This window comes from Paraburkholderia adhaesiva (assembly GCF_021390575.1).
Lineage (GTDB): Bacteria > Pseudomonadota > Gammaproteobacteria > Burkholderiales > Burkholderiaceae > Paraburkholderia > Paraburkholderia adhaesiva.
The window spans coordinates 1,302,716-1,327,261 of record NZ_JAJEJQ010000002.1 but is presented as its reverse complement, the minus strand read 5'-3'; the positions used below and the strand labels follow the sequence as shown (position 1 = coordinate 1,327,261).

The 24,546-nt window shown below is 63.2% G+C and carries 21 protein-coding genes; 12 read left to right on the top strand and 9 right to left on the bottom strand.

What is annotated here, in order from left to right:
- Positions 1-120: 120 nt before the first annotated feature.
- Positions 121-1,437: an Nramp family divalent metal transporter gene (locus tag L0U80_RS21635; RefSeq protein ID WP_233869807.1), complete on the bottom strand. Its 1,317-nt coding sequence runs from the start codon at positions 1,435-1,437 to the stop codon at positions 121-123.
- A gap of 218 nt (positions 1,438-1,655) precedes the next feature.
- Here L0U80_RS21635 and L0U80_RS21630 point away from each other — a divergent pair, with 218 nt between their 5' ends.
- The 3 genes from L0U80_RS21630 (at position 1,656) to L0U80_RS21620 (ending at position 5,071) form a co-directional block, all read left to right on the top strand.
- Positions 1,656-2,645: a YncE family protein gene (locus L0U80_RS21630; protein WP_373322245.1), complete on the top strand. Its 990-nt coding sequence runs from the start codon at positions 1,656-1,658 to the stop codon at positions 2,643-2,645.
- Between the two features lie 66 nt (positions 2,646-2,711).
- Positions 2,712-3,716, top strand: coding sequence for a sterol desaturase family protein (locus L0U80_RS21625; protein WP_233869801.1), 1,005 nt, complete (start codon positions 2,712-2,714; stop codon positions 3,714-3,716).
- A 236-nt stretch (positions 3,717-3,952) separates the two neighbouring features.
- Positions 3,953-5,071 (top strand): 3-deoxy-7-phosphoheptulonate synthase, encoded by a 1,119-nt coding sequence (locus tag L0U80_RS21620; RefSeq protein ID WP_267954857.1) that lies wholly within the window; start codon positions 3,953-3,955, stop codon positions 5,069-5,071.
- Between the two features lie 42 nt (positions 5,072-5,113).
- Here L0U80_RS21620 and L0U80_RS21615 read toward each other — a convergent pair whose 3' ends face one another.
- The 3 genes from L0U80_RS21615 to L0U80_RS21605 all read right to left on the bottom strand — a co-directional run bounded on the left by L0U80_RS21615 (position 5,114) and on the right by L0U80_RS21605 (position 7,218).
- Complete coding sequence (locus tag L0U80_RS21615; RefSeq protein WP_233869798.1) at positions 5,114-5,497, bottom strand: hypothetical protein; 384 nt, start codon at positions 5,495-5,497, stop codon at positions 5,114-5,116.
- 189 nt (positions 5,498-5,686) lie between these two features.
- Complete coding sequence (locus L0U80_RS21610) at positions 5,687-6,496, bottom strand: siderophore-interacting protein (protein ID WP_233869795.1); 810 nt, start codon at positions 6,494-6,496, stop codon at positions 5,687-5,689.
- Positions 6,497-6,534: 38 nt separating this feature from the next.
- Complete coding sequence (locus L0U80_RS21605) at positions 6,535-7,218, bottom strand: PadR family transcriptional regulator (protein ID WP_233869792.1); 684 nt, start codon at positions 7,216-7,218, stop codon at positions 6,535-6,537.
- Positions 7,219-7,544: 326 nt separating this feature from the next.
- On the opposite strand from L0U80_RS21605, the gene L0U80_RS21600 reads away from it, so the two are divergent.
- Positions 7,545-7,847: a type II toxin-antitoxin system HigB family toxin gene (locus tag L0U80_RS21600; protein WP_233869789.1), complete on the top strand. Its 303-nt coding sequence runs from the start codon at positions 7,545-7,547 to the stop codon at positions 7,845-7,847.
- 5 nt (positions 7,848-7,852) lie between these two features.
- On the top strand, positions 7,853-8,215 hold the full coding sequence (locus L0U80_RS21595) for a helix-turn-helix domain-containing protein (RefSeq protein WP_124151273.1): 363 nt from the start codon (positions 7,853-7,855) through the stop codon (positions 8,213-8,215).
- 84 nt (positions 8,216-8,299) lie between these two features.
- Here L0U80_RS21595 and L0U80_RS21590 read toward each other — a convergent pair whose 3' ends face one another.
- On the bottom strand, positions 8,300-9,856 hold the full coding sequence (locus L0U80_RS21590; protein WP_308444878.1) for a DHA2 family efflux MFS transporter permease subunit: 1,557 nt from the start codon (positions 9,854-9,856) through the stop codon (positions 8,300-8,302).
- A gap of 299 nt (positions 9,857-10,155) precedes the next feature.
- Here L0U80_RS21590 and L0U80_RS21585 point away from each other — a divergent pair, with 299 nt between their 5' ends.
- The 3 genes from L0U80_RS21585 to L0U80_RS21575 all read left to right on the top strand — a co-directional run bounded on the left by L0U80_RS21585 (position 10,156) and on the right by L0U80_RS21575 (position 13,077).
- The gene (locus tag L0U80_RS21585; protein WP_233869786.1) at positions 10,156-10,809 is read left to right on the top strand and encodes an alpha/beta hydrolase; all 654 of its coding nucleotides are present in this window, start codon (positions 10,156-10,158) and stop codon (positions 10,807-10,809) included.
- 248 nt (positions 10,810-11,057) lie between these two features.
- Complete coding sequence (locus tag L0U80_RS21580) at positions 11,058-12,104, top strand: rod shape-determining protein (RefSeq protein ID WP_233869783.1); 1,047 nt, start codon at positions 11,058-11,060, stop codon at positions 12,102-12,104.
- Positions 12,105-12,294: 190 nt separating this feature from the next.
- Positions 12,295-13,077, top strand: a complete 783-nt coding sequence (locus L0U80_RS21575) for an alpha/beta fold hydrolase (RefSeq protein ID WP_233869780.1) — start codon at positions 12,295-12,297, stop codon at positions 13,075-13,077.
- A 190-nt stretch (positions 13,078-13,267) separates the two neighbouring features.
- Here L0U80_RS21575 and L0U80_RS21570 read toward each other — a convergent pair whose 3' ends face one another.
- Entirely contained in the window at positions 13,268-13,669 is a 402-nt protein-coding gene (locus tag L0U80_RS21570) for a hypothetical protein (protein WP_233869777.1), read from the bottom strand.
- Between the two features lie 358 nt (positions 13,670-14,027).
- Between L0U80_RS21570 and gltA the strand changes: the two genes are divergently transcribed.
- Positions 14,028-15,344, top strand: coding sequence for a citrate synthase (gltA, locus tag L0U80_RS21565; RefSeq protein ID WP_233869774.1), 1,317 nt, complete (start codon positions 14,028-14,030; stop codon positions 15,342-15,344).
- A gap of 269 nt (positions 15,345-15,613) precedes the next feature.
- Entirely contained in the window at positions 15,614-17,884 is a 2,271-nt protein-coding gene (locus tag L0U80_RS21560) for an amylo-alpha-1,6-glucosidase (protein ID WP_233869771.1), read from the top strand.
- A 66-nt stretch (positions 17,885-17,950) separates the two neighbouring features.
- On the opposite strand, the gene L0U80_RS21555 is transcribed toward L0U80_RS21560, so the two are convergent.
- The 3 genes from L0U80_RS21555 to L0U80_RS21545 form a co-directional block, all read right to left on the bottom strand.
- Complete coding sequence (locus tag L0U80_RS21555; protein WP_233869768.1) at positions 17,951-19,033, bottom strand: asparaginase; 1,083 nt, start codon at positions 19,031-19,033, stop codon at positions 17,951-17,953.
- A gap of 184 nt (positions 19,034-19,217) precedes the next feature.
- Positions 19,218-19,418, bottom strand: a complete 201-nt coding sequence (locus tag L0U80_RS21550; RefSeq protein WP_233869765.1) for a heavy-metal-associated domain-containing protein — start codon at positions 19,416-19,418, stop codon at positions 19,218-19,220.
- 595 nt (positions 19,419-20,013) lie between these two features.
- A complete protein-coding gene (locus L0U80_RS21545; RefSeq protein ID WP_233869762.1) occupies positions 20,014-21,570 on the bottom strand; it encodes a methyl-accepting chemotaxis protein in 1,557 nt (518 codons plus the stop codon).
- Between the two features lie 354 nt (positions 21,571-21,924).
- Here L0U80_RS21545 and L0U80_RS21535 point away from each other — a divergent pair.
- Together L0U80_RS21535 and L0U80_RS21530 are read left to right on the top strand one after the other, a co-directional pair.
- Positions 21,925-23,060, top strand: a protein-coding gene (locus tag L0U80_RS21535) for an IS3 family transposase (RefSeq protein ID WP_373322092.1) whose coding sequence is annotated in 2 segments (ribosomal slippage) — positions 21,925-22,180 and positions 22,180-23,060 — 1,137 coding nt in all. Because the reading frame shifts where the segments join, the coding sequence is not laid out codon by codon here.
- Between the two features lie 415 nt (positions 23,061-23,475).
- On the top strand, positions 23,476-24,336 hold the full coding sequence (locus L0U80_RS21530) for a MurR/RpiR family transcriptional regulator (RefSeq protein WP_233869759.1): 861 nt from the start codon (positions 23,476-23,478) through the stop codon (positions 24,334-24,336).
- The last annotated feature ends 210 nt before the right edge of the window (positions 24,337-24,546 follow it).

Genomic DNA, 24,546 nt, shown 5'->3' with positions numbered 1-24,546 from the left:
CTTGGTGGCTCGCAAGTGGCGTGCCGGTTGCAAAAAGCGTCGCAGCGGTGAGGCGGCGCGACACGGCGAAAAAAGCTAATGGTGCATGGTTTCCCGTGATTTTGCACGCGTGCGGTGTGTTCATCCGAGGCCGGGCACCGCGACGCCGAAGGTATCGAGCAGCAAAACCGTGTTCAACGCGAGAACGATAGCCGCGCCGGTCACCGCGAGCCAGACCGTGACGGGACGGTTGCGGTACGGTCCCATCACGTCGGCGCGGCTCGTGAACCAGACGAGCGCAGCCATTGGCACCGGCAGCGCGAGGCTCAGCACGACCTGGCTTGCGACCAGCGCCTGGGTAGCGTTCACGCCGAAGCCCACAACGGCGAAGCTCGGCACCATGGTCACGAGGCGGCGCAGCCACACGGGGATCCGGAAGCCGATGAAGCCCTGCATGATCATCTGCCCGGCCATCGTGCCGACGACCGAACTGGAGATTCCCGAGGCAATCAGCGCGAGCAGGAACACACCCGCCGCGCCAATGCCCAGCAGTGGCACGAGCGTTCGATAGGCTTTTCCGATTTCGGCGACATCGGGAAAGCCTTGGTGAAATGCACCGGAAGCCATGATGACCATGGCGATGTTGACGAGTCCCGCGACCGTCAACGCGATCACGACCTCGATGTTCGAGAAGCGCAACAGGCGGGTGCGTTCGGTATCGTTGCGCGGCACGACGCGCGCCTGGGTGAGGCCGGAATGCAGGAAGAGGGCGTGCGGCATGACCGTCGCGCCGACGATGCCCACGGCGATCATCGCGGCCGGTGCATCGGGAAGTCGCGGCCTGACGAGATGGCGGAGGACGCTCGGCCACGCGATTGGCGCGACGAAGAGTTCGACCAGATAGCAAAGCCCGATGATCCCGACGAGCGCGCCGATAACGAGTTCGAGCGGCCTGAACCCCGCGCCTTCGAGCAGCAGCAGACCGTAGGTCACTAAAGCGGTGATCGCCATGCCGGCGAGGAGCGGCATGTGAAAGAGCAGGGCCAGCCCGATCGCGCCGCCGAGGAATTCGGCGAGATCGGTCGCCATCGCCGCGATTTCGCTCACGCCCCACATCGCCCAGACAACGGGCGCGGGGAAGCGTTCACGACACAGTTCGGCGAGATTGGATCCCGTGACGATGCCGAGTTTGGCTGAGAGCCCCTGAAACAGCATCGCGATGATGTTGGCGAGCACTACCACCCAGAGCAGCGCATAGCCGTAGCGCGCGCCGGCCTGGATGTTGGTGGCGAAATTGCCGGGGTCCATGTACGCCACCGACACCACCACAGCCGGCCCCGCAAGCGGCAGCAGCAGCGCGGCTCCCCGGCGGCGTCCTTCGAGCGCTTCTCGCACCGCCGCCGTCGTGCTTTTCGTGAGGCCCTCGGGCAACTGGTCTTCGCGGATGCGCTGATGCATGCACGGCTCCTCGAAGTTGGGGGCAGAACGACGCGGGGTATTGCGCGGCGAGGCATCACGATGCGACAAAACGCGTCATCGGATCGGGGACCTCACGCGTTAATGAGACAGTCCGTGCACGAGCCGCCGGCGCATCTGCCTATCTCAGCACAAACCGGCCGCTCGCGCTGCAACTCGCTTTTCTCCCTTACGAAATGCCTGAATTCCCGATTATCCGTATGACGAAATCCCGCGTCGCTTCGGCGCTGCTGATGGGCGCGCTCGCGTGGGGCACGCTCGCCCACGCCGACGACAGGGTCATCGTGCTCGATTCCGGCGAGGCGCAGCTTTCGCTCATCGATCAGGCGAGCCGCACCGTGGTTGGCACCCAGCCCACCGGCAAGGAGCCGCATCACCTGATGATCACGCCCGACGGCCAGTCGCTGATCGTCGCCGACTCGGTCTCGAACGACCTGATGTTCCTCGATCCGCGCACGGGCAAGGTGCAGCGTCGCGTGGAGGGCATCGAGGACCCGTATCAGCTCGGCTTCTCCCCCGATCACAAGTGGTTCGTGACGACGGGCCTGCGCCTCGATCGCGTGGACATCTACAGCTATAACGGCCACGACGTCACGCTCGTGAAGCGCATTGCACTGGCGAAGACGCCGAGCCACATCACGTTTGCCTCGGACAACAAGACCGCATTCGTGACGTTGCAGGAAACGGGTGAAGTGGCCGCGATCGATCTGCCGACGCAGACCGTGCTCTGGAAACTGCCGGTCGGCACCACCCCCGCCGGCCTGTGGATGACGCCCGGCGACAAGTATCTGCTCGTTGGCATGACGGGCGAGGACGACGTGGCCGTGGTGGACTGGCACAACCGCACGATCGTTAAGCGAATCCAGACGGGGCGCGGCGCGCACAACTTCCGCAATCTCGACGACGGCAAGCACGTTGCCGTGTCGAATCGGGTTGAAAGCACGATCAGCATCCTCGACTACACGACGCTTACGAAAGCGGCCGATATCACGGGCCTGCGCCCCGGCCCCGACGATATGGAACTTTCCGCAGACAAACGCTATCTGTGGGTGACGTTCCGCTTCGCGCGGCACATCGGGATCATTGATCTCACGACGCGCAAGCTGATCGACACGATCGCCGTGGGCCGCTCGCCGCACGGCATCTATTTCGCCAACCGGGCGCCGGTCTCTGCGCCGAACCCCGACTGAGCGCACTGGCCCTGATAAAGCCCAACCAACGTCCAACAACTGCAAAGGAATCGTTCGAGGGACTCGATGATTGACACCCTGATCTCGCAACTCGACAACGCCGTATCCTGGCTGCAGACGCTGGTCTACGTGGACGTGATCCAGCCGGTCTTCTACAAGGTCGGCCTGATGGGCTACGACGACGATACCTACGACGCGCTCTACTGGGTGATCGTCGGTCTGCTACAGGCCGGGCTCAGTTACGCTGTGCTGCGCCCGCTCGAAGCGCTGCGGCCCGTCGAAGCGTGGGGCGACCGCAAGGCGGTGCGCGCCGACATCTGGTACACGTGGATCGCGAAGCTCGGCATTCTGAATCTCGCGTTCTTCTTCGTGCTGCAGCCGGTGTTCAGCCACTTGCAGAGTCTGATGGCGATCCACAACGTGCCGAACATCGACGTGGACAGCCTCTGGCCCGGCGTGACCGACAACTCCATTGTGTCGTTCCTGATCTACCTCGTCGTGCTCGACTTCGCGGGGTACTGGTATCACCGCTGGCAGCATCGCATTGGCATCTGGTGGGAACTGCACGCCGTCCATCACAGCCAGCAGCAAATGTCGCTCTGGTGTGACGATCGCAATCATTTCCTCGACGACATCATCAACGCAGCGTTCTTCGCGGCTCTCGCGCTCTTCATCGGCGTGCAGCCCGCGCAGTACGTCGTGCTCGTGGCCGTCACCAATTTCATGCAGAGCGTGCAGCACGCCAACGTGCGGCTGCCGTTCGGCCCCGTGCTGGAGCGCATCGTCGTGAGCCCGGCGTTCCATCGCCGCCATCACGCAATCGGCTACGGCCACGAAGGCACGCGTTACGGCTGCAATTTCGGTGTGCTGTTTCCGTGGTGGGACATGCTGTTCGGTAGCGCTTCCTGGAACAAGGCGCTGGAGCCCACCGGCATCCGCGACCAGCTTCCCACGCCGCGAGGCCAGGGGCTCGACTACGGCGATGGCGTGATCGCGCAGCAGTGGCACGCGCTCGTGCGTATCGCGCGGCGCTTGCGCGGCAAGCGTGATCCGATGGGCGCAGCGTCCTGACGCGTGGCTTGTGCGGCAGGCGTTGCCGTCGATCGTCCGGGTTGCGCAGTTCAATGCATTTCAACGCTCTTCAACGCCTTTGAACGCCCGTTCGCGGGGCGGCGCGACGCCGCCTTGACCGGCTTCCGGGCGCGCCACGCCGCAGCGGGCCGCCGGATGCGATAATCCTGCCTGTTCCTGGCATCGCCCAGCATCGAACCGCAAGACCCGCGCCATGCGCGAGGCAGGAGAGCATCTTGAGCCGCATCGACAATCCGCAGCACGACCAGGAAGTCGGCTTTGCCGACGCCACCGTTGACTCCACCCGCATCGACGACGTGCGCATCGGCGCCGTGCGTCCGCTGATTTCTCCCGCACTGCTGCTCGACGAACTGCCGGTGCCGCAAGACAAGCAGACGCTCGTGGAAACGAGCCGCGCGCAGATCGCCGACGTGCTCAAACAACGCGATGACCGCCTCATCGTCGTTGTGGGGCCGTGCTCGATCCACGACCACGACCAGGCCATCGAATACGCAAAGCTGCTGAAGGAGAAGGCCGATTCGCTCAAGGACGATCTGCTCGTCGTGATGCGCGTCTACTTCGAGAAGCCGCGCACGACCGTGGGCTGGAAGGGCTATATCAACGATCCGCGTCTCGACGGCAGCTTCCGCATCAACGAAGGCCTGCGCGCCGCGCGACAACTGCTGCTCGACATCAATGCGCTCGGACTGCCGACCGCCACCGAATTCCTCGACCTGCTGAGCCCGCAATACATCGCCGACCTCGTCGCCTGGGGCGCGATCGGCGCGCGCACGACCGAAAGCCAGAGCCACCGGCAACTGGCGTCGGGGCTGTCCTGCCCGATCGGCTTCAAGAACGGCACCGACGGCGGCGTGCAGGTGGCCACCGACGCCATCGTGGCCGCTCGCGCGAGCCACGCGTTCATGGGCATGACGAAGATGGGCATGGCTGCGATCTTCGAAACGCGCGGCAACGACGACTGCCACGTGATCCTGCGCGGCGGAAAGACGGGTCCGAATTACGATCGGGCGTCGGTGAGCGCGTGTTGCGAGGCGCTCGCGAAGGCCGGCTTGCGCGAGCAGGTCATGATCGACTGCTCGCACGCGAATTCGAACAAGGCGCATCAGCGGCAGATCGAGGTTGCGAGCGACATCGCCGGTCAGCTCGCTGGCGGCGACCGGCGGATCGTCGGCGTCATGATCGAAAGTCACCTTGAGGAAGGGCGCCAGGACCTCAAGCCGGGCGTGCCGCTTAAGCGCGGAGTGTCGATCACCGATGCGTGCATCAGCTGGGCGCAGACCGCGCCGGTGCTGGATACGCTGGCGCAGGCCGTGCGCGCGCGCAGAAAGGCCTGAGACGCAGGCGGGCGGCGACGTTTTAGCTCGCTGCCCGATGTCTCACGGTTTCGGTAGTACGCTCTTGCCGCGCCGCTTACGTGCGGGCGGTTCGACGCCGACGCGCTCGTCGCGCGCGAGTACAAGCGCCGTCATTTTTTGCACGATGTCTTCGAATGCCGCATCGCCTTGCCGAACATACAGCCATTTTCCGAGCACCGGATGTGGCTTCAAAGCAGGCATTTCCTCGATGAGCGCAGCGTGGCGATCGCGCGACGTGCAGACGAGCAAACCGTTGAACGGCTCGTCGCGATCGGCGACGACGAGATACAGCAGGCCGTCGATGTAGGCGGCGTCGCAGCCGAACATCCGTTTGCGCAAGTAGCCGGCGTCGCGTTCGAGGGCTTCGAGTATCCAGTCGAGCGAGTTGCGTACTGAGGAAGGCATGGGCGTGGCGTCCGTGAGCGGAATTGGGCGATAACTCAGATGCGATGCTATACGCGGCGTCGCATGCGTGCCGGATCCGCTGAAGACGCCATGGCATCCCCTGCAAACCGTCGCGCCGATGGTCGATACATTCGGCACGACGCGCGCACGATGAAACGCTGCTCCCGCTCGCTTCACGCTTTTTGCGGCTCAGTCCTCGATTGCTTCGTGCGCCGCCTGCGCGCCGCGCCGCCAATAGGCCGATGCGCGAATGCCCTTTTTGTCGACGCCGCGTTCGTTCACGAGGTGCGCCCGCACGGCGCGGATCACCGACGCCTCGCCCGCCGCCCACACGTGGCCGACGCCGGGCGGCAGCCAGATTTCGCGGACTGCGTCGAGTAGCGGATTTTCCGACTCAGCTTCGTCGCGATAGCACCAGACCGCGTAGCAATCGGTTTCGGTCGGCAGCTCGATGCGGGCGGCACGGTTCGCGACTTCAATGACTACCGCCACGCGCGCATCCGCGGGCAATTCCGCGAGGCGCCGCTGGATTGCGGGGAGGGCGGTTTCGTCGCCGATCAACAGATGCCAGTCGTAGCCGGACGGAATCACCATCGACCCGCGCGGACCACCGATGCCCAGAAACTGTCCCGGCTGTGCCTGCGTTGCCCACGTGGTTGCCGGCCCGGCTTCGTGCAACGCAAACACCAGGTCGAGCTCGCCCGCCTCGAGGTCGAAGCGCTGCGGAGTGAAATCGCGCATGACGGGGCGCTCGGCACCCTCAGGGAAGATCGGACCATGCGGGCCGGCCGTAGGTAAAGCAGGTTTGGCGGCGCCTGAGGCCGGGAAAAACACCTTGACGTGATCGTCGAACGACGCGGAAGCGAAGTCGTTCAAGTCGCCCGTAAGGGTGACGCGAACGAGCGAGGGCGAGAGCGGCACGACGCGCGCGACGCACAGCAGCCGGAACTTCAGCGGATGACGCACACGGACGACTTCGAGCGCTGACGGGTTTTGCATAAATGACTCTCCGGTTGAGACGGCCTGTCCGCGCAGGATCAGGCGCCGCCCTGTTCAATTTCTTGCGTGGCGCGCATCAGGATTGCCGCGAGTCGGCGCTGCTCATCGGGCGATGCGTCTGTGCGGCGCAGCAGTGCATGCTTGAGCGCACGGCGCGCTTCAATCAGCTCGCGCACCCAGCCACCTTCTGTTTCGTCGGCAAGTTCCTGTCCCGCGAACGCGCGGCGCATCAAATCCATCTTGCGTCCGAAGTGGGTGAGCCTCGCGAGGATCATGTCGGCGCGTTCGCGGTGGGCATCGAGATGTGCGCGCCCCTCGGGCGACAGCTCATAGCGCTTGCGGTTGCCTTCCACCGTGACGCTCACATAGCCGACTTCTTCCAGCCACGTGAGGGCCGGATAGACCATGCCGGGGCTCGGGCTGTAGAAGCCGTTCGAGCGGGCGTCGAGGGCCTTGATGAGCTCGTAGCCGTGGCTTGGGCGTTCGGCGAGCAGCGCGAGCAGCATGAGTTGCAGGTCGTCCGACGTGAACTTGCGGCTTCGGCCGAAACCGTCGCCATAGCCATCGCCGTCACCGAACCCTCGGCTGTTGCGTTCGCCCCAGCCGCCGGGTCCTTCGCCATGTGAACGATGCCGGCCCATGGCGTGCCAAAACGCGTGCAGGGCGGAAATACGGCTCGAAGCGCCGCAGCCGTTGCGGCCGAAATAATGAGGGTGGCGCATGTCGCCTCCTGTTGGATATCGTAAAACATGTCTTAAGATATATATCGTAAGAGTGTTTGTCAAAGTGATTTTTGGGGGGCGAATGGGTGATGACCAAGGGGCAGCCGTAGCGGGCCGGGCTTGAAAGCCGACGGGTCACCCGCACGGTTAGCCATTCGGCAGCTATTGGTCTCGCGCCTGGGGCGATAGACTTCGACGATGGAGCGATTCGTTCTGGCACCCAGAGCGGATGTGTCCTCCGCAGTCAGGACAGGCGGCGTTTAGTTTTTGTTTTCGCCGGAGCCAGAAACCATTGCGAAAGTCCTAATTTGGGACTACCATAACCCATGCGTATCGTTGCCAAGAAAGCCTTGCTGGACTTCATCAGAAATCACGCACGAGCCGAACAGGCGCTGTTGTCGTGGCACGCCGAAGCAGTCAAAGCTGCCTGGCAAACGCCCCAGGACATCCGGAATGACTACGCTTCGGCGAGTTTCGTCGGCAAGAACCGGGTGGTGTTCAACATCAAGGGCAACGATTTTCGACTGATCGTCGCTGTCGCTTACCGGATTGGCGTGGTGTACATCAAGTTCGTTGGCACCCACGCCGAGTATGACAAGGTAGATGCGGCAACCGTGGAAATGGAGTAATGGGAATGGATATTCGTCCGCTGCGCACTGAAGAAGATTACAAGGCTGCACTCGCCGCCGTATCCGCGCTTGTCGATGCCGACCCGGCCCCCGGCACGCCGGAGGGCGATCGGCTTGAAATTCTGTCGCTGCTGGTCGAGCGGTACGAAGACTCGCACTTCCCGCTCGCGAGCCCCGATCCTGTCGAAGCGATCAAGTTCAGGATGGAGCAGCAGGGGCTGAAAGCCTCCGACATGAAGCCGTATATCGGCAATACGAATCGCGTCTACGAAGTGCTGAACGGCAAGCGCGCGCTGAGCCTCTCGATGATCCGTCGATTACACGCGGGTTTGCATATCCCCGCGGAAGTGCTGATCGGCGCGATCTGATTCGGTGAGCCCCGGCGCGCGACTGCATCGGAAGAACCGGAAGATTGGGTGCGCCGTGCGGGTAGTCAGCGGCGCCAGCGCACGTCAATGCGCGCCCGCCGCGCCGCCGCCGCCCGCACCCTTCGTCGACTTCGTGACCCAGATTAGCGGGATGATGGCGAGGAAGATGATCGCCGAGATGTAGAAGATGTCGTTCAGGCCCATCATCGCGGCCTGTGTCGTCACGTTGAAATCGAACAGCGCGTGCGCGGACGACTCGCTCATATGCAGAAGCTTCTGCGCGTTCTCGATCGACTGGTTGAACACGGGGTTATCCACGGAAGCCTGCTCCGTGAGCCGCGCGTGATGCAGGATCGTGCGGTTGTTCCATGCGTTCGTCGCGACCGAGGTGCCGATCGCGCCGCAGAAAACGCGCACGAAGTTTGAGAGGCCCGCAGCGGCCGGTATGCGATGTTGCGGTTGACCCGCGAGGATGATTGCGGTGAGCGGCACGAAGAAGAGCGCCATCGGGATGCCTTGCAGCAAGGTCGGCAGCACGAGGTGGAATGTGTCGATTTCGATCACATATTGCGCGCGCATGAAGAAAATCATCGAAAAGAGCACGAATGCGATCGTCGCCATGACGCGCGCGTCCGAGCGCGGCAGGATGCGACCGACCACCGGCGCGAGGATCACCGCGAACACGCCGAGCGGCGCGGTGACGAGGCCCGCGTCCACCGAGCGGTAGTTCAGATACTCCTGCATCCACTGCGGCAACAACACGAGGTTGCCGAAAAACACGCCGTAAGCGACTGAAATGGCGATCGTGCCGCCGAGAAAGTTGCGTTGTCCGAAGAGACGCAGATCGACGATCGGATGTTCCTCGGTGAGCTCCCAGATGAGGAAAAAAGAAAAGCAGATGAGGGCGGTGACGCCAAGCGCGACGATCAAGGGCGAATTAAACCAGTCGAGGTCCTTGCCCTTATCGAGCAGGATCTGCAGCGACGCAACCCACGCGACGAGCAGCCCGAGGCCCACGACGTCGATAGGCGGCTTGCGTGTCGGCGATTCTCGGTGGCGGTAGATTATCCACGTCACGAAGCCCGCGAACAGACCTACCGGAATATTGATGTAGAAGATCCACGACCAGTTGTAGCTGTCGGTGATCCAGCCGCCGAGCGCCGGGCCCGCGATCGGCCCGACGGTCGTCGTCATGGCCCAGAACGCAAGCGCCGTGGCCGATTTTTCCCTCGGCCAGGAACCGAGCAGGATGGCCTGCGACAGCGGAATCAGCGGACCCGCGACTGCACCTTGCAGGACGCGCGCAACGAGCAGGAAGGGCAGACTCGGCGCAATGCCGCATAGCCACGATGCCAGCACGAACGAGAGGATCGACGCGACAAAAACGCGGACCTGGCCGAAGCGCTGTGTGAGCCAGCCAGTGAGTGGAATCGACACGGCGTTGGCGGCCGCGAATACGGTGATGACCCACGTGCCTTCATCGACGGAAACGCCGAGGTCGCCTGAGATCGTCGGGATTGCGACATTGGCGATCGACGTGTCCAGCACGTTCATGAATGTGGCGAGCGCGACGGCGATGGTCGCGAGGATCAGGCGAGCACCTTCGAGCGGCGGCGGTGGTTGCGTGGCTTGGTTTTGCACGGTTTGGGTCGCGGTAGGCGCAATCTGGGCGTCGCGGGTCCCGGTGCGGCCAGGGACGATTCGTGTGCACTTTGTTCTCCATGCCCGGCTAAAGCCGGTCGCACACGGCAGGCGACAGAATAACGCGTTCAGCCCGAACCCGTACGACGTTGAAACTGAAACGGCGCAGCGGCGAACGCCACGGGCGCGTACGGCGTATGCTTGCGCCTGCCGCACGGTCATCGTATGGCCCAATGCGCGGCTGCAACGGCCGTTTGCGCCGCATACATGATCACGAAACCAACAGGGAAGGTTTTTCGATGAGCTGGGAACCGTTTGACGGAGGCTGGCGTCTCGCGCCGGCGCAGGGCGCGGCTCGCGCCGTAGTCGTGTTGATGCACGGTGTCGGCAGCAATGCGAAAGATCTGATGCCGCTCGGCGATACGTGGTGCGATGCCTTGCCCCACGCCGCATTCGTTTCGCTCGACGGTAGCGAGCCGTTCGACGGCGGGTTCGGCGGGCGTCAGTGGTTCAGCCTGCGTGACATCAACGAGAGCAATCGCGAAGAGCGTGTCATCGCGGCGGCAGAGGTGTTGCGCCGCCGGCTCGACGCCGAACTGGCCCACTGGTCGCTCGGCTACGACGCGCTTGCGCTCGTCGGCTTTTCGCAAGGATCGATCATGGCGCTCTTCCACGTCGCGACCCAGTCCGAGGGCGTCGCCGCCGTGGTCGCCTACGCGGGGCGGCTCGTGGCGCCGGTTGTCGCGAAGAGCCATACGGTGCTCACGCTCGTGCACGGCGAGGACGACGAAGTGATTCCGGTGCAGGAACTGGAGCGCGCCGCCATCGCGTTCAGCGATGCGGGTTATGCCGTGGCCGCTTACACCCTGCCTGGCGTGGGCCATACGCTCACGTCGCAGGGTGCGATGCTCGGCCGTGAAGCCCTCGTGCGCGCGCTCGAGTCGCACGGATAAGGGGGCGGCGCTCCGGATCTCCCGGCCGCCGCGGCCGGGTTCATTTCGGCCTGCGGCCCGCTCCGGCCCGCAGGCCATTTCCTTGCGCAGCTAAAGTCTTCGGCGGCCGCTGCCGTAAACACTGTCAATAGGCCGAAAAGGCCCGATTCACCCGGTGTTCGGCCAGCGCGACGCGCCCCCGGGTTCGATGTCTGGCGGTATCCCGACGGCTGGCCGCCCGTCGCCGCATAAATAGAAGAAAGACCAAAATGGCCTCAGCGACGTCGCATTCCACCTTTCTGAAAAGGCTGTCTCGCCACGACGTGGCGGTCGATCTCGGTACCGCGAACACGCTGATCTATACGGCGGACAGGGGCGTCGTCCTGAATCAGCCGTCGGTGGTCTGTTTCGAGCGCCGCGCGGGGGCCAGTGAGGGAACGGTGGCCGCAGTCGGTAACGAGGCGAAAGAGATGCTCGGGCGCGAACCGCTGCATCTGGAGGCCGTGCGGCCGTTGAGTCACGGTGTCATCGCCGATTTTCCAGCCGCCGGGCAGATGATGCGCCGCTTCGTGGAGATAGCGCGTTCGAGCCGCCTGCTCGGCCGGCGTGCGTCGTTCACGGTCTGCGTGCCAGGGGCGGCGAACGAGGTGGAGCGGCGCGCGGTCCGCGAGACGGCGCTCGCGGCAGGCGCGATGCATGTGAACCTGATCAGCGAATCGTTCGCTTCGGCGCTTGGGGCGGGGTTGCCGGTGTCGTCGGCGACTGGCTCGATGGTCGTCGATATCGGCGGCGGCACGACCGAGGTCGCCGTGATCGCACTAGGCGGCGTGGCCTGCAGCGGTTCGGTGCGCGTGGGCGGCGAAGAGTTCGACCGCTCCATCATCAACTATGTGCGTAGCCTCTATGGCGTCGTGCTCGGCGACCAGACGGCAGAGCATGTAAAGAAGACGATCGGCACTGCGATGCGTGGCGAGCCGGTCGAAACGCTGCGCGCCACCGGACGCAGCATCGAGGACGGCTTGCCGCGTACCGTCGAACTGACGAGTCACGATATCGTCGACGCGCTTGCCGTACCGCTGCGCCGGGTGATCGGCGTGGTGCGGGATGTGTTCGAGACCACGCCGGCCGAACTCGTCACCGACATCGCCGATGCCGGCATCGTGCTGACTGGCGGCGGGGCACTCCTTGCGCGGCTCGATGAATGTCTGGCGGCCGAACTCGGCGTGACCGTGCGCGTGGCCGACGATCCGCTGACTTGCGCCGTGCGCGGCGCGGGTATGGCAGCGGCGTATCTGGACGGGAACGCATTCGGCTAAGCGGCATTATTCAGGCGAATAGCGCGTTGCACGCGGCACGCGCTGCCGTGGGACAATCACCGTTTTTTCCTGTGCCACGCGTGCGAAGCCACATTGCGGCTTTGCTGCCGCCGCCTTCTTCATTTTCACTGTGAATCGAGCCGTTTTTCCCGCGCCCGCGTCGTTCGTCGAACTGCCTGGTGGCCTGCCCATGCCCTTCGTCGAACGCGGCGAGGGTGCGTTGCTGTTGTTCGTCCATGGTTCGCTTTGCGACTACCGCTACTGGCAGCCGCAACTTGCGGGGCTCTCGAAGCAATACCGCTGCGTCTCCGTGAGTCTCACGCATTATTGGCCGGCACCCGATGCGGCGCGTGACCAGCCATTCAGCTGGAGCCGCCATGCGGACGAAATCGCTGAATTTATCGAAGCGTTCGGCGCGGGCCCCGCTCATGTGATCGGGCATTCGCGCGGCGGCAGCGTGTCGTTTCAGTTTGCCCGGCGCCATCCCGAACTCGTGCGCTCGCTCGCGCTGGCGGACCCGGGCGGTCCGCTTCAGTTGCCGGGGCAGACGCTCGCGCAACTACCCGAGACCGCCAATGTGCTGCGTGCACGTGCCGTTCAGTTGATCGAGTCCGGCGACGTGAACGCGGGGCTCGAACTGTTCGTCGACTCGGTGAGCCGGCCTGGGTCCTGGGCGCGCAGCACGCGTGCGTTCCATACGATGGCGACCGACAACGCGCATACGCTCGGGCCGCAATTGCGCGATCCGTTGCCAGCGTATACGCGCGAACAGGCCGGCGAAATCGCGTGCCCTGTATTACTGATCGACGGCGAAGAGAGCCCGGAGGTTTTTCATCGCACGGTGGCCGCGCTCGATGAGTGGCTCGGCGATGCGCGGCGCGCAACCGTGAACGGCGCATCCCACGGGATGAATCTCGCGCGGCCGGCCGCGTTCAACGCACTCATAGATCAGTTCGTGCGCGAGCGTAGCTGATCGCCTGTTTTACGCGTGCGCTGTTGCGGCTTCCCGCAGTCGCCGGTTTTTCACCAGCATAAATTGGTGATCCTTAGCATGCTTTTTGCGCGCGGCAACGTCGTTTCTTCAGCGCCATCGCATATAGCGCGATAAAAAAACTGCGAGACGGCCCGACAGGTCCGCCCCACGCGCTGCCGAACCGCGCAACTTAGTCGCGGCCGTGCGCGTGCGCGTCGAGCTTACGCTCCGCGGCCTCGCCGACGAGGCCCGCATAGTAGAGATGCACCCCAATCGCAAGCGAGTCGTTGCGGATCTCATGGAATGCCTTCAACGCCTTCACCGGATCCTTGAACAGGAGGTAGTGCGCTTCCTGCGAAACCAGGCGTGCGACCTGATGAAGGCCGTGGCCGTGCAGCACGTCCACGAGGGAGTCCAGGCTGCGGTGCGTGCGCGAGTCGGTGCGTGGGTAAAGCATGTGCAGCACGGCGACGCGTTCCGACGCGAGCGCGGCGGAGAGCGCCACGACGATGTCCTGATGATTGAGCGCCGTGACGACGGCGTTATTTTCGAGTTCGTCTTCGGCGAATAGGGAATCGATCGAAATATTCATCTGCTTTTCCTTACGTTTTGCTTCGGGCGCATGTGGCCGGAAAAAAACGGCCCACCGTGACGGCGGGCCGCGAAGCGTTATGCAAAGATGGGGGAGATATCGATGCATGCGACGAAGTATCGCAGAGACCGGAGCCGTTTTGCTGCACCGCACAGACAACATATTGTTGCGAAAATCGCCGTTAAGGAAGCTGTAGGGCGCGAATGTTGCATAACTGAAGAGGCATTGTTGCTGTAGGCGGTGTCAATTATTGCCGCGCCGCGCCGTAGAATGCGGCGCGTAGTCGCAGCGAACTCGTCCGCAATTCGAGGGCCCGCGCTGTGGCATGTGCGACGTCAAAGCCACTCAAGGACAAGACATGATTGATTCGAAAACACACGCGACTCTCACGATTTCCGGCCGCGCGGAGAGCATTGAACTGCCGGTTTACAAGGGCTCGATGGGCCCGGATGTGATCGACATCCGCAAGCTGTACGGTCAGACCGGCATGTTCACCTACGACCCGGGATTTATGTCGACGGCGTCGTGCAACTCGGCGATCACTTACATCGACGGCGATAAGGGCGAGTTGCTGTATCGCGGCTACCCGATCGACAACCTCGCGCAGAACGCCGACTTCCTCGAGTCGTGCTATCTGCTCCTGAATGGCGAGCTGCCGAGCCAGGCGCAGAAGGACGAGTTCGTGAAGACCGTCATGAGCCACACGATGGTCAATGAGCAGATGCAGTTCTTCTTCCGCGGCTTCCGCCGCGATGCTCACCCGATGTCGATTCTCGTCGCCGCCGTGGGCGCGCTGTCCGCGTTCTATCACGACTCGCTCGACATCACTAACCCGAAGCATCGCGAAGTGGCGGCGATCCGCATGATCGCGAAGCTGCCGACGCTGGTCGCCATGGCGTACAAGTACAGCATCGGCCAGCCGTTCGTGTATCCGCGCAATGACCTCTCGTACAGCGCGAACTTCATGCGCATGATGTTCTCGAACCCGTGCGAAGAGTACAAGGTCAACGACGTGCTCACGCGCGCGCTCGACCGCATCCTGATCCTGCACGCTGACCACGAGCAGAACGCGTCGACCTCGACGGTGCGTCTGGCGGGTTCGTCGGGTGCGAACCCGTTCGCGTGTATCGCGGCCGGTATCGCGTGTCTGTGGGGCCCGGCGCACGGTGGTGCGAACGAAGCCGCGCTGAACATGCTCGAAGAGATCGGCTCGGTCGACAAGATCCCCGAATTCATCAAGCAGGTGAAGGACAAGAACTCGGGCGTGAAGCTGATGGGCTTCGGTCACCGCGTGTACAAGAACTACGATCCGCGTGCGAAGCTGATGCGCGAAACGTGCTACGAAGTGCTCAACGAACTGGGCCTGCACGACGATCCGCTGTTCAAGCTCGCGATGGCGCTCGAAAAGATCGCGCTGGAAGACGAATACTTCGTGTCGCGCAAGCTGTACCCGAACGTGGACTTCTACTCGGGCATCGTGCAGCGCGCGCTGGGCATCCCGACGTCGATGTTCACGTGTATCTTCGCGATGGCGCGTACGGTGGGCTGGATCGCGCAGTGGAACGAGATGATCGCAGACCCGGAGCAGAAGATTGGTCGTCCGCGTCAGCTGTTCATCGGTAACACGCCGCGTGAGGCGAAGCCGATTGCACAGCGCACGGCGGCGATGTCGTAAATATTGCGGCCTTCGCGGCAAGCCGGGCGGGGATTGCAGTCGTATTGCCCGCATCGGCTGTAAAGCCGTTCTCGCCGATAAAAGGCGCCCGCACGCACTAGCGTGCCGGCGCCTTTTTTTGCGCATGTTTTTTGCGCGTGCTGCAATCACTTCGTACGCTGCTGCAGAAGCCTCTACAATCGAGCGAAAGCTAACCGGACAGTCACCCCATTGAAGGGACCGGAGTCAGCGCAAAGGCGCGAACCCCGGTCGACAAAAGGAGCTACGCGATGCAGGATCCTGAAGTACTCGGCGGCGTCACCCACACAGGCGGCGTGGATCATCCGGATCACGACACGGATGGCGCGTTCATCCCGCCCGAAATGCCCGAGCTCGCGAGCGCGGACCAGCACGTGCTGAAGTCGGGCGATACGTTCATCGTCAACGACCCGCTTGGCGACATCACCGGCGTCGACGACGGCCTCTTCGTCAACGACACGCGCGTGCTGTCCTCGCTGCGCCTGACCTTCGGCGGACGCGTGCCGTCGCTGCTATCGGGCAGCGTCAGCAGCGATAACACGGCGTTCACGGCGCACCTCACCAACCGTCCACTACCGCCACTCGGCGGGAAGACCACGCCCGAAGGCGTGATCCACGTGCAGCGCTCGCGCGTGCTCTCGGGCACGATGATGACCGAGGCCATCGAACTCACGAATTACGGCACGACAGAAGCCACGATCCCCGTTTCGATTTCATTCGCAAGCGACTTCCGCGACATGTTCGAAGTCCGCGGCCTCAAGCGCGAAGTGCGCGGCACAGTCACGCCGCCACGCGTGGAGGGCGGCGAGGTGCGGCTCGAATACATCGGCCTCGACAAAGTGGCGCGGCACGTGCGTATCGAGTTTTCGCCGCAACCGAACAAGCTTTTCGCCGATCGCGCGGACTTCTCGGTGGCGCTTGCCGCGCAGGCCTGCGTGTCGCTCTACTTGACGGTCTCAATCGAGGTCGCGCCGATGCCGGGCGCGGCAATCGATACGCCGAGCGCGGCGATCATGCAACCCGATCATTGCCTCGCCGACACGAAAGAGCAGCGTGTGGGGCGCGCGGCTGTGCGCGCAGCGCTCGTGGACTCGCACATCGTGATGCGCGAGCGCCGCCGCGCGACGGCGCGCGTGCGTTCGAGCAATCCGCTCTTCAACGCGTGGATCAACCGCTCGATCGCCGATCTTGGCTTGCTGACCACCGACCTGCCGACCGGCCCGTACCCCTACGCGGGCATTCCGTGGTTTTCCACGCCCTTCGGGCGCGATGCGGTCATCACCTCGCTGCAGACGCTATGGCTTACGCCCGCGCTCGCACGCGGCGTGCTGCGTTTTCTCGCGGCGCACCAGGCACGCGAGGACTCCGCGTTCCGCGACGCCGCGCCGGGCAAGATCATGCACGAAATGCGCAAGAGCGAAATGGCGGCCACGGGCGAAGTGCCGTTTGCGCTCTACTACGGCGGCGTCGACACGACGCCGCTCTTCGTCGTGCTGGCGGGCGCCTACGCCGAGCGCACCGGGGACACCGCGCTGATCGACGAACTGTGGCCCGCGCTGGAACGCGCGGCGGCCTGGGTCGCCCGAGCGTGCGACCGCAATCCGCACGGCCTGCTCGACTATCAGCGCGAGTCCGAGGGCGGGCTCGCGAACCAGGGCTGGAAAGACAGCCACGATTCGGTATTCCATGCGGACGGGCGCATCCCCGAGGGTCCGATTTCACTCGTCGAAGTACAGGCTTACGCGAGTTCGGCGTTCGACACGATGGCGCGCTTTGCGACGCAACGTGGACTGGGCGGCGAAGCCGTGCGCTACGCACAGCGCGCGACGAAGATACGCGAGTACGTGGAAGAAAAATTCTGGATGGATGAGGCGCAGTTCTACGGCATTGCGCTCGACGGTGAAGGCGAACTGTGTCGCGTGCTCGCGTCGAACGCGGGGCATCTGCTCGCGTTCGGCCTGCCGGAATACGAGCGCGGCTGTAGCGTGGCGGGCATCCTCGAATCGGCGCTGTTCCATACGGGCTGGGGCGTTCGCACGCTGGCGGCCGGCCAGGCGCGCTTCAATCCGATGGCTTACCACAATGGCTCGGTCTGGCCGCACGATAACGCCCTTTGCGCGCGCGGGCTCGCGCGCTACGGCCGCAGGGAAGCGGCGGTGCGGCTGCTGCAGGCCCTCTTCGAAGCGGCGGTTACGTTTGACATGCGGCTGCCCGAACTTTTCTGCGGCTTTCCGCGCCGGCGCGGCGAGCCGCCGACGGCGTATCCGGTCGCCTGCCTGCCGCAGGCCTGGGCGGCGGGCTCGCCGTTCATGATGCTCGAAGCGTGCCTCGGCATCTCGATCGACGCGACGCGCCACGAAGTGCGAGTCGAGCAGCCGATGCTGCCCGAAGGCATCGACTGGCTCGAGATCGGCGATCTGCGCGTGGGCAAGTCCGCGGTGACGCTTACGTTCCGCCGTGTGGACGGCAAGGTGATTGCGTCGGCGGATCGCAGCGACGTGAAGGTCGTCGCAATGCTTTAGCGGCCCTGAAAATAACTATTACGCGCGCGGTGTGTTCTGGCGGGCCAGAGCCGCGCGTGAGGGCGACTAGCCGTGAGTGCAAGGCAGCAACGTGACGCTCGCCTTGACGCCGCCTGTTTCCACTCCCTTCGTATTGCGGATTTGCGGTGCGTGGAATTGTTCGAGCGCGGCGCGTTGCGCCGGCGTGCCGATGCCCAGTTGCGTCAGCACTTCCATGACTACGGCATAGAGCGCGGTAGCGTTGCCGTCTTCCATCTTCACCGCGAGGCCGATCGCGCGCCCCGCGCAGTGCGGCACGGCATGGCCGGATGCACGCACGCCGATCGCATAACTGCCGTCGGCGCCGACCTTGCCGACGAGCGCACCCTCGAATGCTTCCATGAGCGCCGTGCAGAAGCGGCCTTCGCCCGCGACCATTTCAGGGTACGACGTCATCGCGCGGTAGATGCGTGCGAGCGCCTGTGTGCGCGGGGAAGTCGCTGCGCGCGCGGGCCCGGTGAGCGCATCGGCGGCATCTGCAAGTTTTGCGTAAAGGCGTGCGAGCCGGTCAAGCGGGAACGCGGGTGTCGGCAGATTGCAGCCGTCGATCGCCCATTGCACGCCGTCGTCGGGCAGGTCGCAGATGTCGGCGACCGTGTGCTTCACGCGTACCTGCAATGGATGCTCCGGCAGGTGGTAGTCGACGACAGGCGCGTCGATGGCGCGCGCGCCCGCGATCATGCCCACGTGCTTCCCCGAACAGTTGCTGCATATCGGGCCCGGCGTGAAGTCGCGTTTGATCCACGAGCGGTACACGGCATCCGACAACGGCACATGCGGGCCACAGCGCATGTCGGACTCCTGCGCCGACACCTTGGCGAGCATCTGGAGGATGCGCTCGATGTGGCGATCCTCGCTGCTGTTCGAACCACACATGAGGGCGAGGTCGGCGTCGTCGAAGCCGAAGCGCTCCAGCGCGCCCGTTTCCGCGACGGCCAACGCTTGCGCCGGCTTGGCCGCCGAGCGTACGAGCGTCACGCGGTGCGGGTCGCCGAATGTGTAGTGCAACCGGCCATCGGCATCGACGACGGCGACGTGGGCTGCATGCGTCGTCTCGACGAGGCCGCCGCGATAGACGGTGGCGGCTGGTACCGAAGCGTGCGTTGCCATGGTGGATCTGCCTTGTCGGGTTTGCGCGATGGGGGAGATGGTACAACGCGGATGGTGCACCTGCTGAAGGCTTCGAGTGTTCGCGCTTTAGCTCATCAGGCCCGCGCTCGTGCGGTCTTGCACGCGGCAGGCCGATGTCGGTCCGTCGAAGCGACGCATGTAGGCGATGCCGCCTGTTTGCCAGCTATGAAGAGAGAAGCGTCGGATGAAACCCCGCATCCTCGATTGCGGTAATTATCTTGCCCGATTCGGTTACCGATTCGATCTTCACTACTTTTGTTGCGACATCGATTTCCAGAGTCGCATGAGGGTCGATAGCCGTGACGGCGCGCGTAATTGCATTGGCGCAGCCGCCACATGACATATCTTTGACTTCAAATTTCATTCTTGCCTCCAATGGCGAGTGGATGGCCCAAGTCTGAACCTTCCAGCGACGGTAAGGTCAAGTGGCAGCCGCGAGCACGTTTTCCGGCCCCGACTGTGACGCCTGCGCAGACCGCGCTTGTTGCCTGCGTGCGCGAAATTGCCACACGCCGAACCGCTTCTGCGCTCAAGTGACGCGGCGGCCCGGGGCAGGGCGGGTTTACACTAAAAGACGTGATCGTCGTAAGTTGACGCGATTCCTGAAACTTCGACGACAAAGCGGAGGGTGAAACTGAAATGAACCAGCGAGGTAACCAGGCGCAGCAACGAAGGACTTATGCGATGTCGCGCTTGCAGCGGGCAATGGCCAGACTGGTGGATGCCGATGGCCCATGCGAGAGCGTTCTGGCGAAACGCTGGGTCAATGCGTGGAGTGGTGCGATAGGAGAGACGCATTTCGGCGGGTCTGAACGCGCTATTTCGTCGACGCGTAGAGCGAATGTGCGGGGCCGTTCGTTCGGCTAGCCCGCGCACTTCCCGCTTGTACAGGCAAGCGAGATTCAGTTTCGGACCGGGGTGCGCGACACGTCGCGGATTGTCGGCCCTCCGCTGCGGTTTTAGAGCGTGAAAACGCAGAGCGTCTCCACCAGGCGGTCATTCTGCGATTTGAGGCTGCTTGTTGCCGCAGTATGCTCCTCAACCATCGCTGAGTTTTCCTGCGTCATTTCTTCGAGTTGATCGACCGCGCGACTCATCTGATCCACGGCGGCCGCTTGTTCTTGGGATGCATTGGCGATTTGACCGACTAAACCAGTGACATTACGCACCTGAGACACAATCTCCTCGATTGCCTGACCCGCTGTATCGACCAGGCGCGAGCCTTCGGAAATAGTGCCCACATTCGTCGCGATCAGATGCTTGATCTCCTTGGCGGCCTGGGCGGTTCGCTGCGACAGGTTTCGTACTTCACTGGCCACTACTGCGAAGCCCCGGCCGGAATCGCCGGCGCGTGCCGCTTCCACCGCCGCGTTCAACGCAAGAATGTTCGTCTGAAACGCTATTCCATCAATCAAAGCGGTGATGTCCCCGATCTTGTTGCTCGATTGCGAGATCTGATCCATTGTGGCAATCACTCGGGAGACGACCTCGGCTCCGGCCTCCGCCGTTGCGCAAGTCGATTTTGCAAGCTCACTGGCCTGATGAGCTGCGTCTGCATTGTTCTGGACTACTGAGTTGACCTGCTCCATCGATGCAGCGGTCTCCTCCAGATTGCTGGCCTGTAGTTCCGTCCGCGACGACAAACCATGAACGCCGGTGGCGATCTCGGTTGCCGCATGCTGGATCAAGTGCATCCCGTCTCGCACATCCATAACGGTAGCCCGCATATTCACGGTCACCCGGTTCAGGACGTGCACGAGGTCACCAATTTCGTCGATACGCGTACTGTGGGTCTCCCCGCACAGATTTCCCGCCGCAATCTGGTTTGCAAACAGCACCGCGTCTTGCAGTGGCCTCACTACGGCGCGCGAGATGTACAACCCCGTGGCCGCGGCGACGACACCCAGGCAAACCGATGCGGCCCAGAATGCGAGCGGCGAGATAGACGCCGCGAGCGCGACAAGTCCCGTCAGCCCGACAGCAAGCAACACCGCCAGAGGACCCCATATGTGACGTGCGAGTCCGAGTGTGCGAAGCCTTTCGGCAGCATTGCCCCATAAGTGGAAGCGAACAAGGCGCCCCTGTTTCCAACCGATCTTTTTCTGCTGACTAGCGGCCAAAATGGTATAGAACCGCGCGGCCATATTGGCTTCTTCGGAGGATGCCTTGCCAAAGACCATCAACGATCCGATTGTTTTACCGTTGGATACGAGTGGTGAGGCGTTCACACGACACCAGTAGGTATCGCCGGTTCTGCAAATTGCTTGCACCACGCCGTTCCACGGCTTGCCACCGCGAACGCAGGAAGCGGCGTCGATCAGGACTTGTGGCGGCAAACCGGTGACGCAGTCACGGATGCTCATCGCCTTGATCTCCTGCGTCGAGAATCCGGTGACACCCTGATACGTCGGATTCACATAGACCACACGACCCTCCGCGTCGACCCGGATCACCATCAAGTCCTCGTCGGCCAGTTCGTGAGTCTTTCCGAGCGTGCTGCTGTCGCTCCCGTTCATACGGCTCCCCAGTTGTTATCGTTGACAGACCCGTGAGCCCTCAGCCGGAGGGGCCGGCCCGTGATCCGGCTCGGGTTGTCAGCAAGATGCCAACGGACAAAGAAGCGATCGTTCGGCGTGAACACTCCCTTCTCGAAGGCTGAATATGGCGTCTCCGGTAACGGCGGACGGCCGCGAACAAGCACTGTTTATTGCAACGGTTGTTTAGTATTGTTTTTCCCGGAAGTCGGCCCCACGCCTGTCCTTTTTCAGAGTGAAATACGGAAGAGAGGTGGCCGCGCAAATTCGGACAGTCGGATAAGTGGTTTGGCCGGGGCCTGAGCCAGCGATAATGCTGGCAAAGGAACCGAGGAAATGACGAAGAGAACCCGACGGACGCACTCAGCGGCGTTCAAAGCGAAAGTGGCACTGGCAGCGGTCAAAGGTGAGCGCACGCTGGCCGAACTGGCACAGCAGTTTGATGTACATCCGAACCAGATCACGGAATGGAAGCGGCAGTTGCAGGAGCGTGCGGCAGACGTGTTTGGTGCGACAGGTGCACCGTCGAGCGATCCGCCGGTGGACGTGAAAACGCTGCACGCGAAGATCGGGCAGTTGACGCTGGAGAACGATTTTTTGTCAGGAGCGCTCGGCAAAGCCGGACTGCTGAGCGCAAAGCGATGATTGACTGTACGCATGCGCTGCCGGTTTCGCGACAGACGCGACTGGTTGGCATCGCGAGATCGAGCGCATATTACCGGGCGCAGCCGGTCAGCGAGGTCGATCAGTTGCTGATGCGGCGAATCGACGAACTGCACATGGAGTTCCCATTTGCAGGGGCGCGGATGCTGGCGCGCCTGTTGCGCCGGGAAGGCCATGAGGTGGGTCGCCGTCGCGTACGCACGCTGATGAAGCGCATGGGCGTCGAGGCGCTGTACTGCAAGCCGAACACGAGCCGCCGCAACGCGCAGCACAAGATCTGGCCGTACCTGCTGCGCGGCATGAAGATCGAGCGTGCCAATCAGGTGTTCGCCCTCGACACGACGTACATTCCGATGGCGCGCGGCTTCGTGTACCTGACGGCAGTGGTGGACTGGGCGAGCCGCAAGATTCTCGCGTACCGGGTCGCCATCACGCTGGAAGCCACGCACGCCGTCGAGGCGCTGGAAGAGGCGTTCGCCCGCTACGGACTGCCCGACATCGTGAACACCGATCAGGGTAGCCAGTTCACGGCGGGCGCGTTCACCGAGGCGGTGCTGAGCCGGGGCGTGCGGCTGTCGATGGACGGCAAAGGGGCCTGGCGCGACAACGTGTTCGTCGAACGGGTGTGGCGCAGCATCAAGTACGAAGAGGTCTACCTGAAAGCGTACGAGTCGGTCAGCCATGCCCGGCGCTCCATCGGCGAATACGTCGAGCTGTACAACCGGAAACGGCCCCATTCGAGCCTGGCGGATCAGACCCCGGATGAGGCATACTTCGCGACGCTGCCTGCGATCAAATCGGCAGCATGATTGCCTCGGACGTTCCACTTAAAAATCTCAGATGACTGTCCGAACGAGTGAGGCCACCTCTGAAGTGCAGCGTTGCGAATATAAAAAAACCACGTAACCTGCTTTTGTTTTTTTGCGCCAATTTTTTTGTATTTCATGCCAGTAAGCGTAAACGCCGAGACGCAAACCTTGCGCCTATATCTGCTACGGAGCGCTCCTTCGGCATGTACTCAACGACTTCGTTCCCAGCCTGCAACGGAATGCCATCAGGGGTCTCTGCTAGCCGACTGGGTGCGCCCGCGATCGCTAGTACCGCGGGCCAGATATCGTTCGCGACAGGACAGAACTCGTTTGTCAGCCACCAGGGCTTCCATCACCTGCAACAGTCCACAACACCAGTGGTAACATTTGTTGTCGAATTCATCACGATCTTCGCATGCCAGAAAGCTTTGACCAGCTTGCCGCGCTGATCCGCGCGCGCTTCGCGGAACTGAGTCCGCAGTTCCAGACGGGCGCGGCGTTCCTGCTCGATCATCCCGACGAGGTGGCTGTCTCGTCGATGCGCAAGGTCGCAGAGCGCGCCCGCGTGCAGCCCGCGTCGCTCGTCCGGCTGTCTCAACAGCTTGGCTTCCCGGGCTGGAACGAGTTGCGCGGCCTCTTCGTCGCGCGTGTGCGCACGCGGCCTGAACCGCTCGCTAGCCGGGCCCGCTCGCTCGTGGCCGGCAGTGCCAAGGATGGCCTGGCCCGCGATCTGCTCGATGCGCAGCGGCACAACCTTGACGTCGCAGCGGCGCACAACGCACGCACGATCGTCGAGGCAGCGCGGCTGCTGCGCAAGGTGAAGCATGTTTATGTGGCGGGTTTCCGTTCGTGCTACGCCGTCGCGTTCGGGCTTGTCTATGGCTACCGGCTATTTCGCACGTCGGTGTCGCTGCTCGGCGGCGAGGCTGGGACGCTGGAAATGCAGTTGCTCGGCATCGAGCGCGACAGTGCGACGATCGTGATCAGCTTCGCACCGTATTCCGTCGAGGCGGTGCGCGTAGCCGAAGCCGCGCTGGAGAAGGGCAGTCGACTGATCGCCATCACCGACAGCGCGGTTTCACCGATCGCGCTCAATGCCGAGAAGGTCCTCATCTTTACGCATAAGAGCCCCTCGTTCTTCCCGTCGCTCGTGGCGGCCACTGCGCTGGCGGAGTCGCTCGTCGCGCACTTGCTCGCGCTGGAGGGGGCGGGCGCTATCGCGCAGCTAGAGCAGGTCGAGCGCTCGTTCAACGCCAGGGGCGCGTACGTGCCCTGAGCTTGCGACGGTATTCCTGCTTTTTCTCGTTTTCCGATCCGCACTTCTCGCTTCACCACGCAGGCTGCTTCGACGAACGGAGCCGTCGGCCTTCGTGCATGCTCTAATGGCGCACATGTTGTCCAATGTAAATTGTTGACAACATATGTTGATGGAGCGTATAAAGCGAAAATCGCTGGCAGAGACGTCACCGCACGTTTTCTTTCCGAT

Excerpts from the sequence above, each read along its gene's own strand:
- L0U80_RS21635 (WP_233869807.1), bottom strand. The coding sequence starts at position 1,437 with ATGCATCAGCGCATCCGCGAAGACCAGTTGCCCGAGGGCCTCACGAAA.
- L0U80_RS21630 (WP_373322245.1), top strand. The coding sequence starts at position 1,656 with ATGACGAAATCCCGCGTCGCTTCGGCGCTGCTGATGGGCGCGCTCGCG.
- L0U80_RS21625 (WP_233869801.1), top strand. The coding sequence starts at position 2,712 with ATGATTGACACCCTGATCTCGCAACTCGACAACGCCGTATCCTGGCTG.
- L0U80_RS21615 (WP_233869798.1), bottom strand. The coding sequence starts at position 5,497 with ATGCCTTCCTCAGTACGCAACTCGCTCGACTGGATACTCGAAGCCCTC.
- L0U80_RS21610 (WP_233869795.1), bottom strand. The coding sequence starts at position 6,496 with ATGCAAAACCCGTCAGCGCTCGAAGTCGTCCGTGTGCGTCATCCGCTG.
- L0U80_RS21605 (WP_233869792.1), bottom strand. The coding sequence starts at position 7,218 with ATGCGCCACCCTCATTATTTCGGCCGCAACGGCTGCGGCGCTTCGAGC.
- L0U80_RS21600 (WP_233869789.1), top strand. The coding sequence starts at position 7,545 with ATGCGTATCGTTGCCAAGAAAGCCTTGCTGGACTTCATCAGAAATCAC.
- L0U80_RS21595 (WP_124151273.1), top strand. The coding sequence starts at position 7,853 with ATGGATATTCGTCCGCTGCGCACTGAAGAAGATTACAAGGCTGCACTC.
- L0U80_RS21585 (WP_233869786.1), top strand. The coding sequence starts at position 10,156 with ATGAGCTGGGAACCGTTTGACGGAGGCTGGCGTCTCGCGCCGGCGCAG.
- L0U80_RS21580 (WP_233869783.1), top strand. The coding sequence starts at position 11,058 with ATGGCCTCAGCGACGTCGCATTCCACCTTTCTGAAAAGGCTGTCTCGC.
- L0U80_RS21575 (WP_233869780.1), top strand. The coding sequence starts at position 12,295 with ATGCCCTTCGTCGAACGCGGCGAGGGTGCGTTGCTGTTGTTCGTCCAT.
- L0U80_RS21570 (WP_233869777.1), bottom strand. The coding sequence starts at position 13,669 with ATGAATATTTCGATCGATTCCCTATTCGCCGAAGACGAACTCGAAAAT.
- gltA (WP_233869774.1), top strand. The coding sequence starts at position 14,028 with ATGATTGATTCGAAAACACACGCGACTCTCACGATTTCCGGCCGCGCG.
- L0U80_RS21560 (WP_233869771.1), top strand. The coding sequence starts at position 15,614 with ATGCAGGATCCTGAAGTACTCGGCGGCGTCACCCACACAGGCGGCGTG.
- L0U80_RS21555 (WP_233869768.1), bottom strand. The coding sequence starts at position 19,033 with ATGGCAACGCACGCTTCGGTACCAGCCGCCACCGTCTATCGCGGCGGC.
- L0U80_RS21550 (WP_233869765.1), bottom strand. The coding sequence starts at position 19,418 with ATGAAATTTGAAGTCAAAGATATGTCATGTGGCGGCTGCGCCAATGCA.
- L0U80_RS21545 (WP_233869762.1), bottom strand. The coding sequence starts at position 21,570 with ATGAACGGGAGCGACAGCAGCACGCTCGGAAAGACTCACGAACTGGCC.
- L0U80_RS21530 (WP_233869759.1), top strand. The coding sequence starts at position 23,476 with ATGCCAGAAAGCTTTGACCAGCTTGCCGCGCTGATCCGCGCGCGCTTC.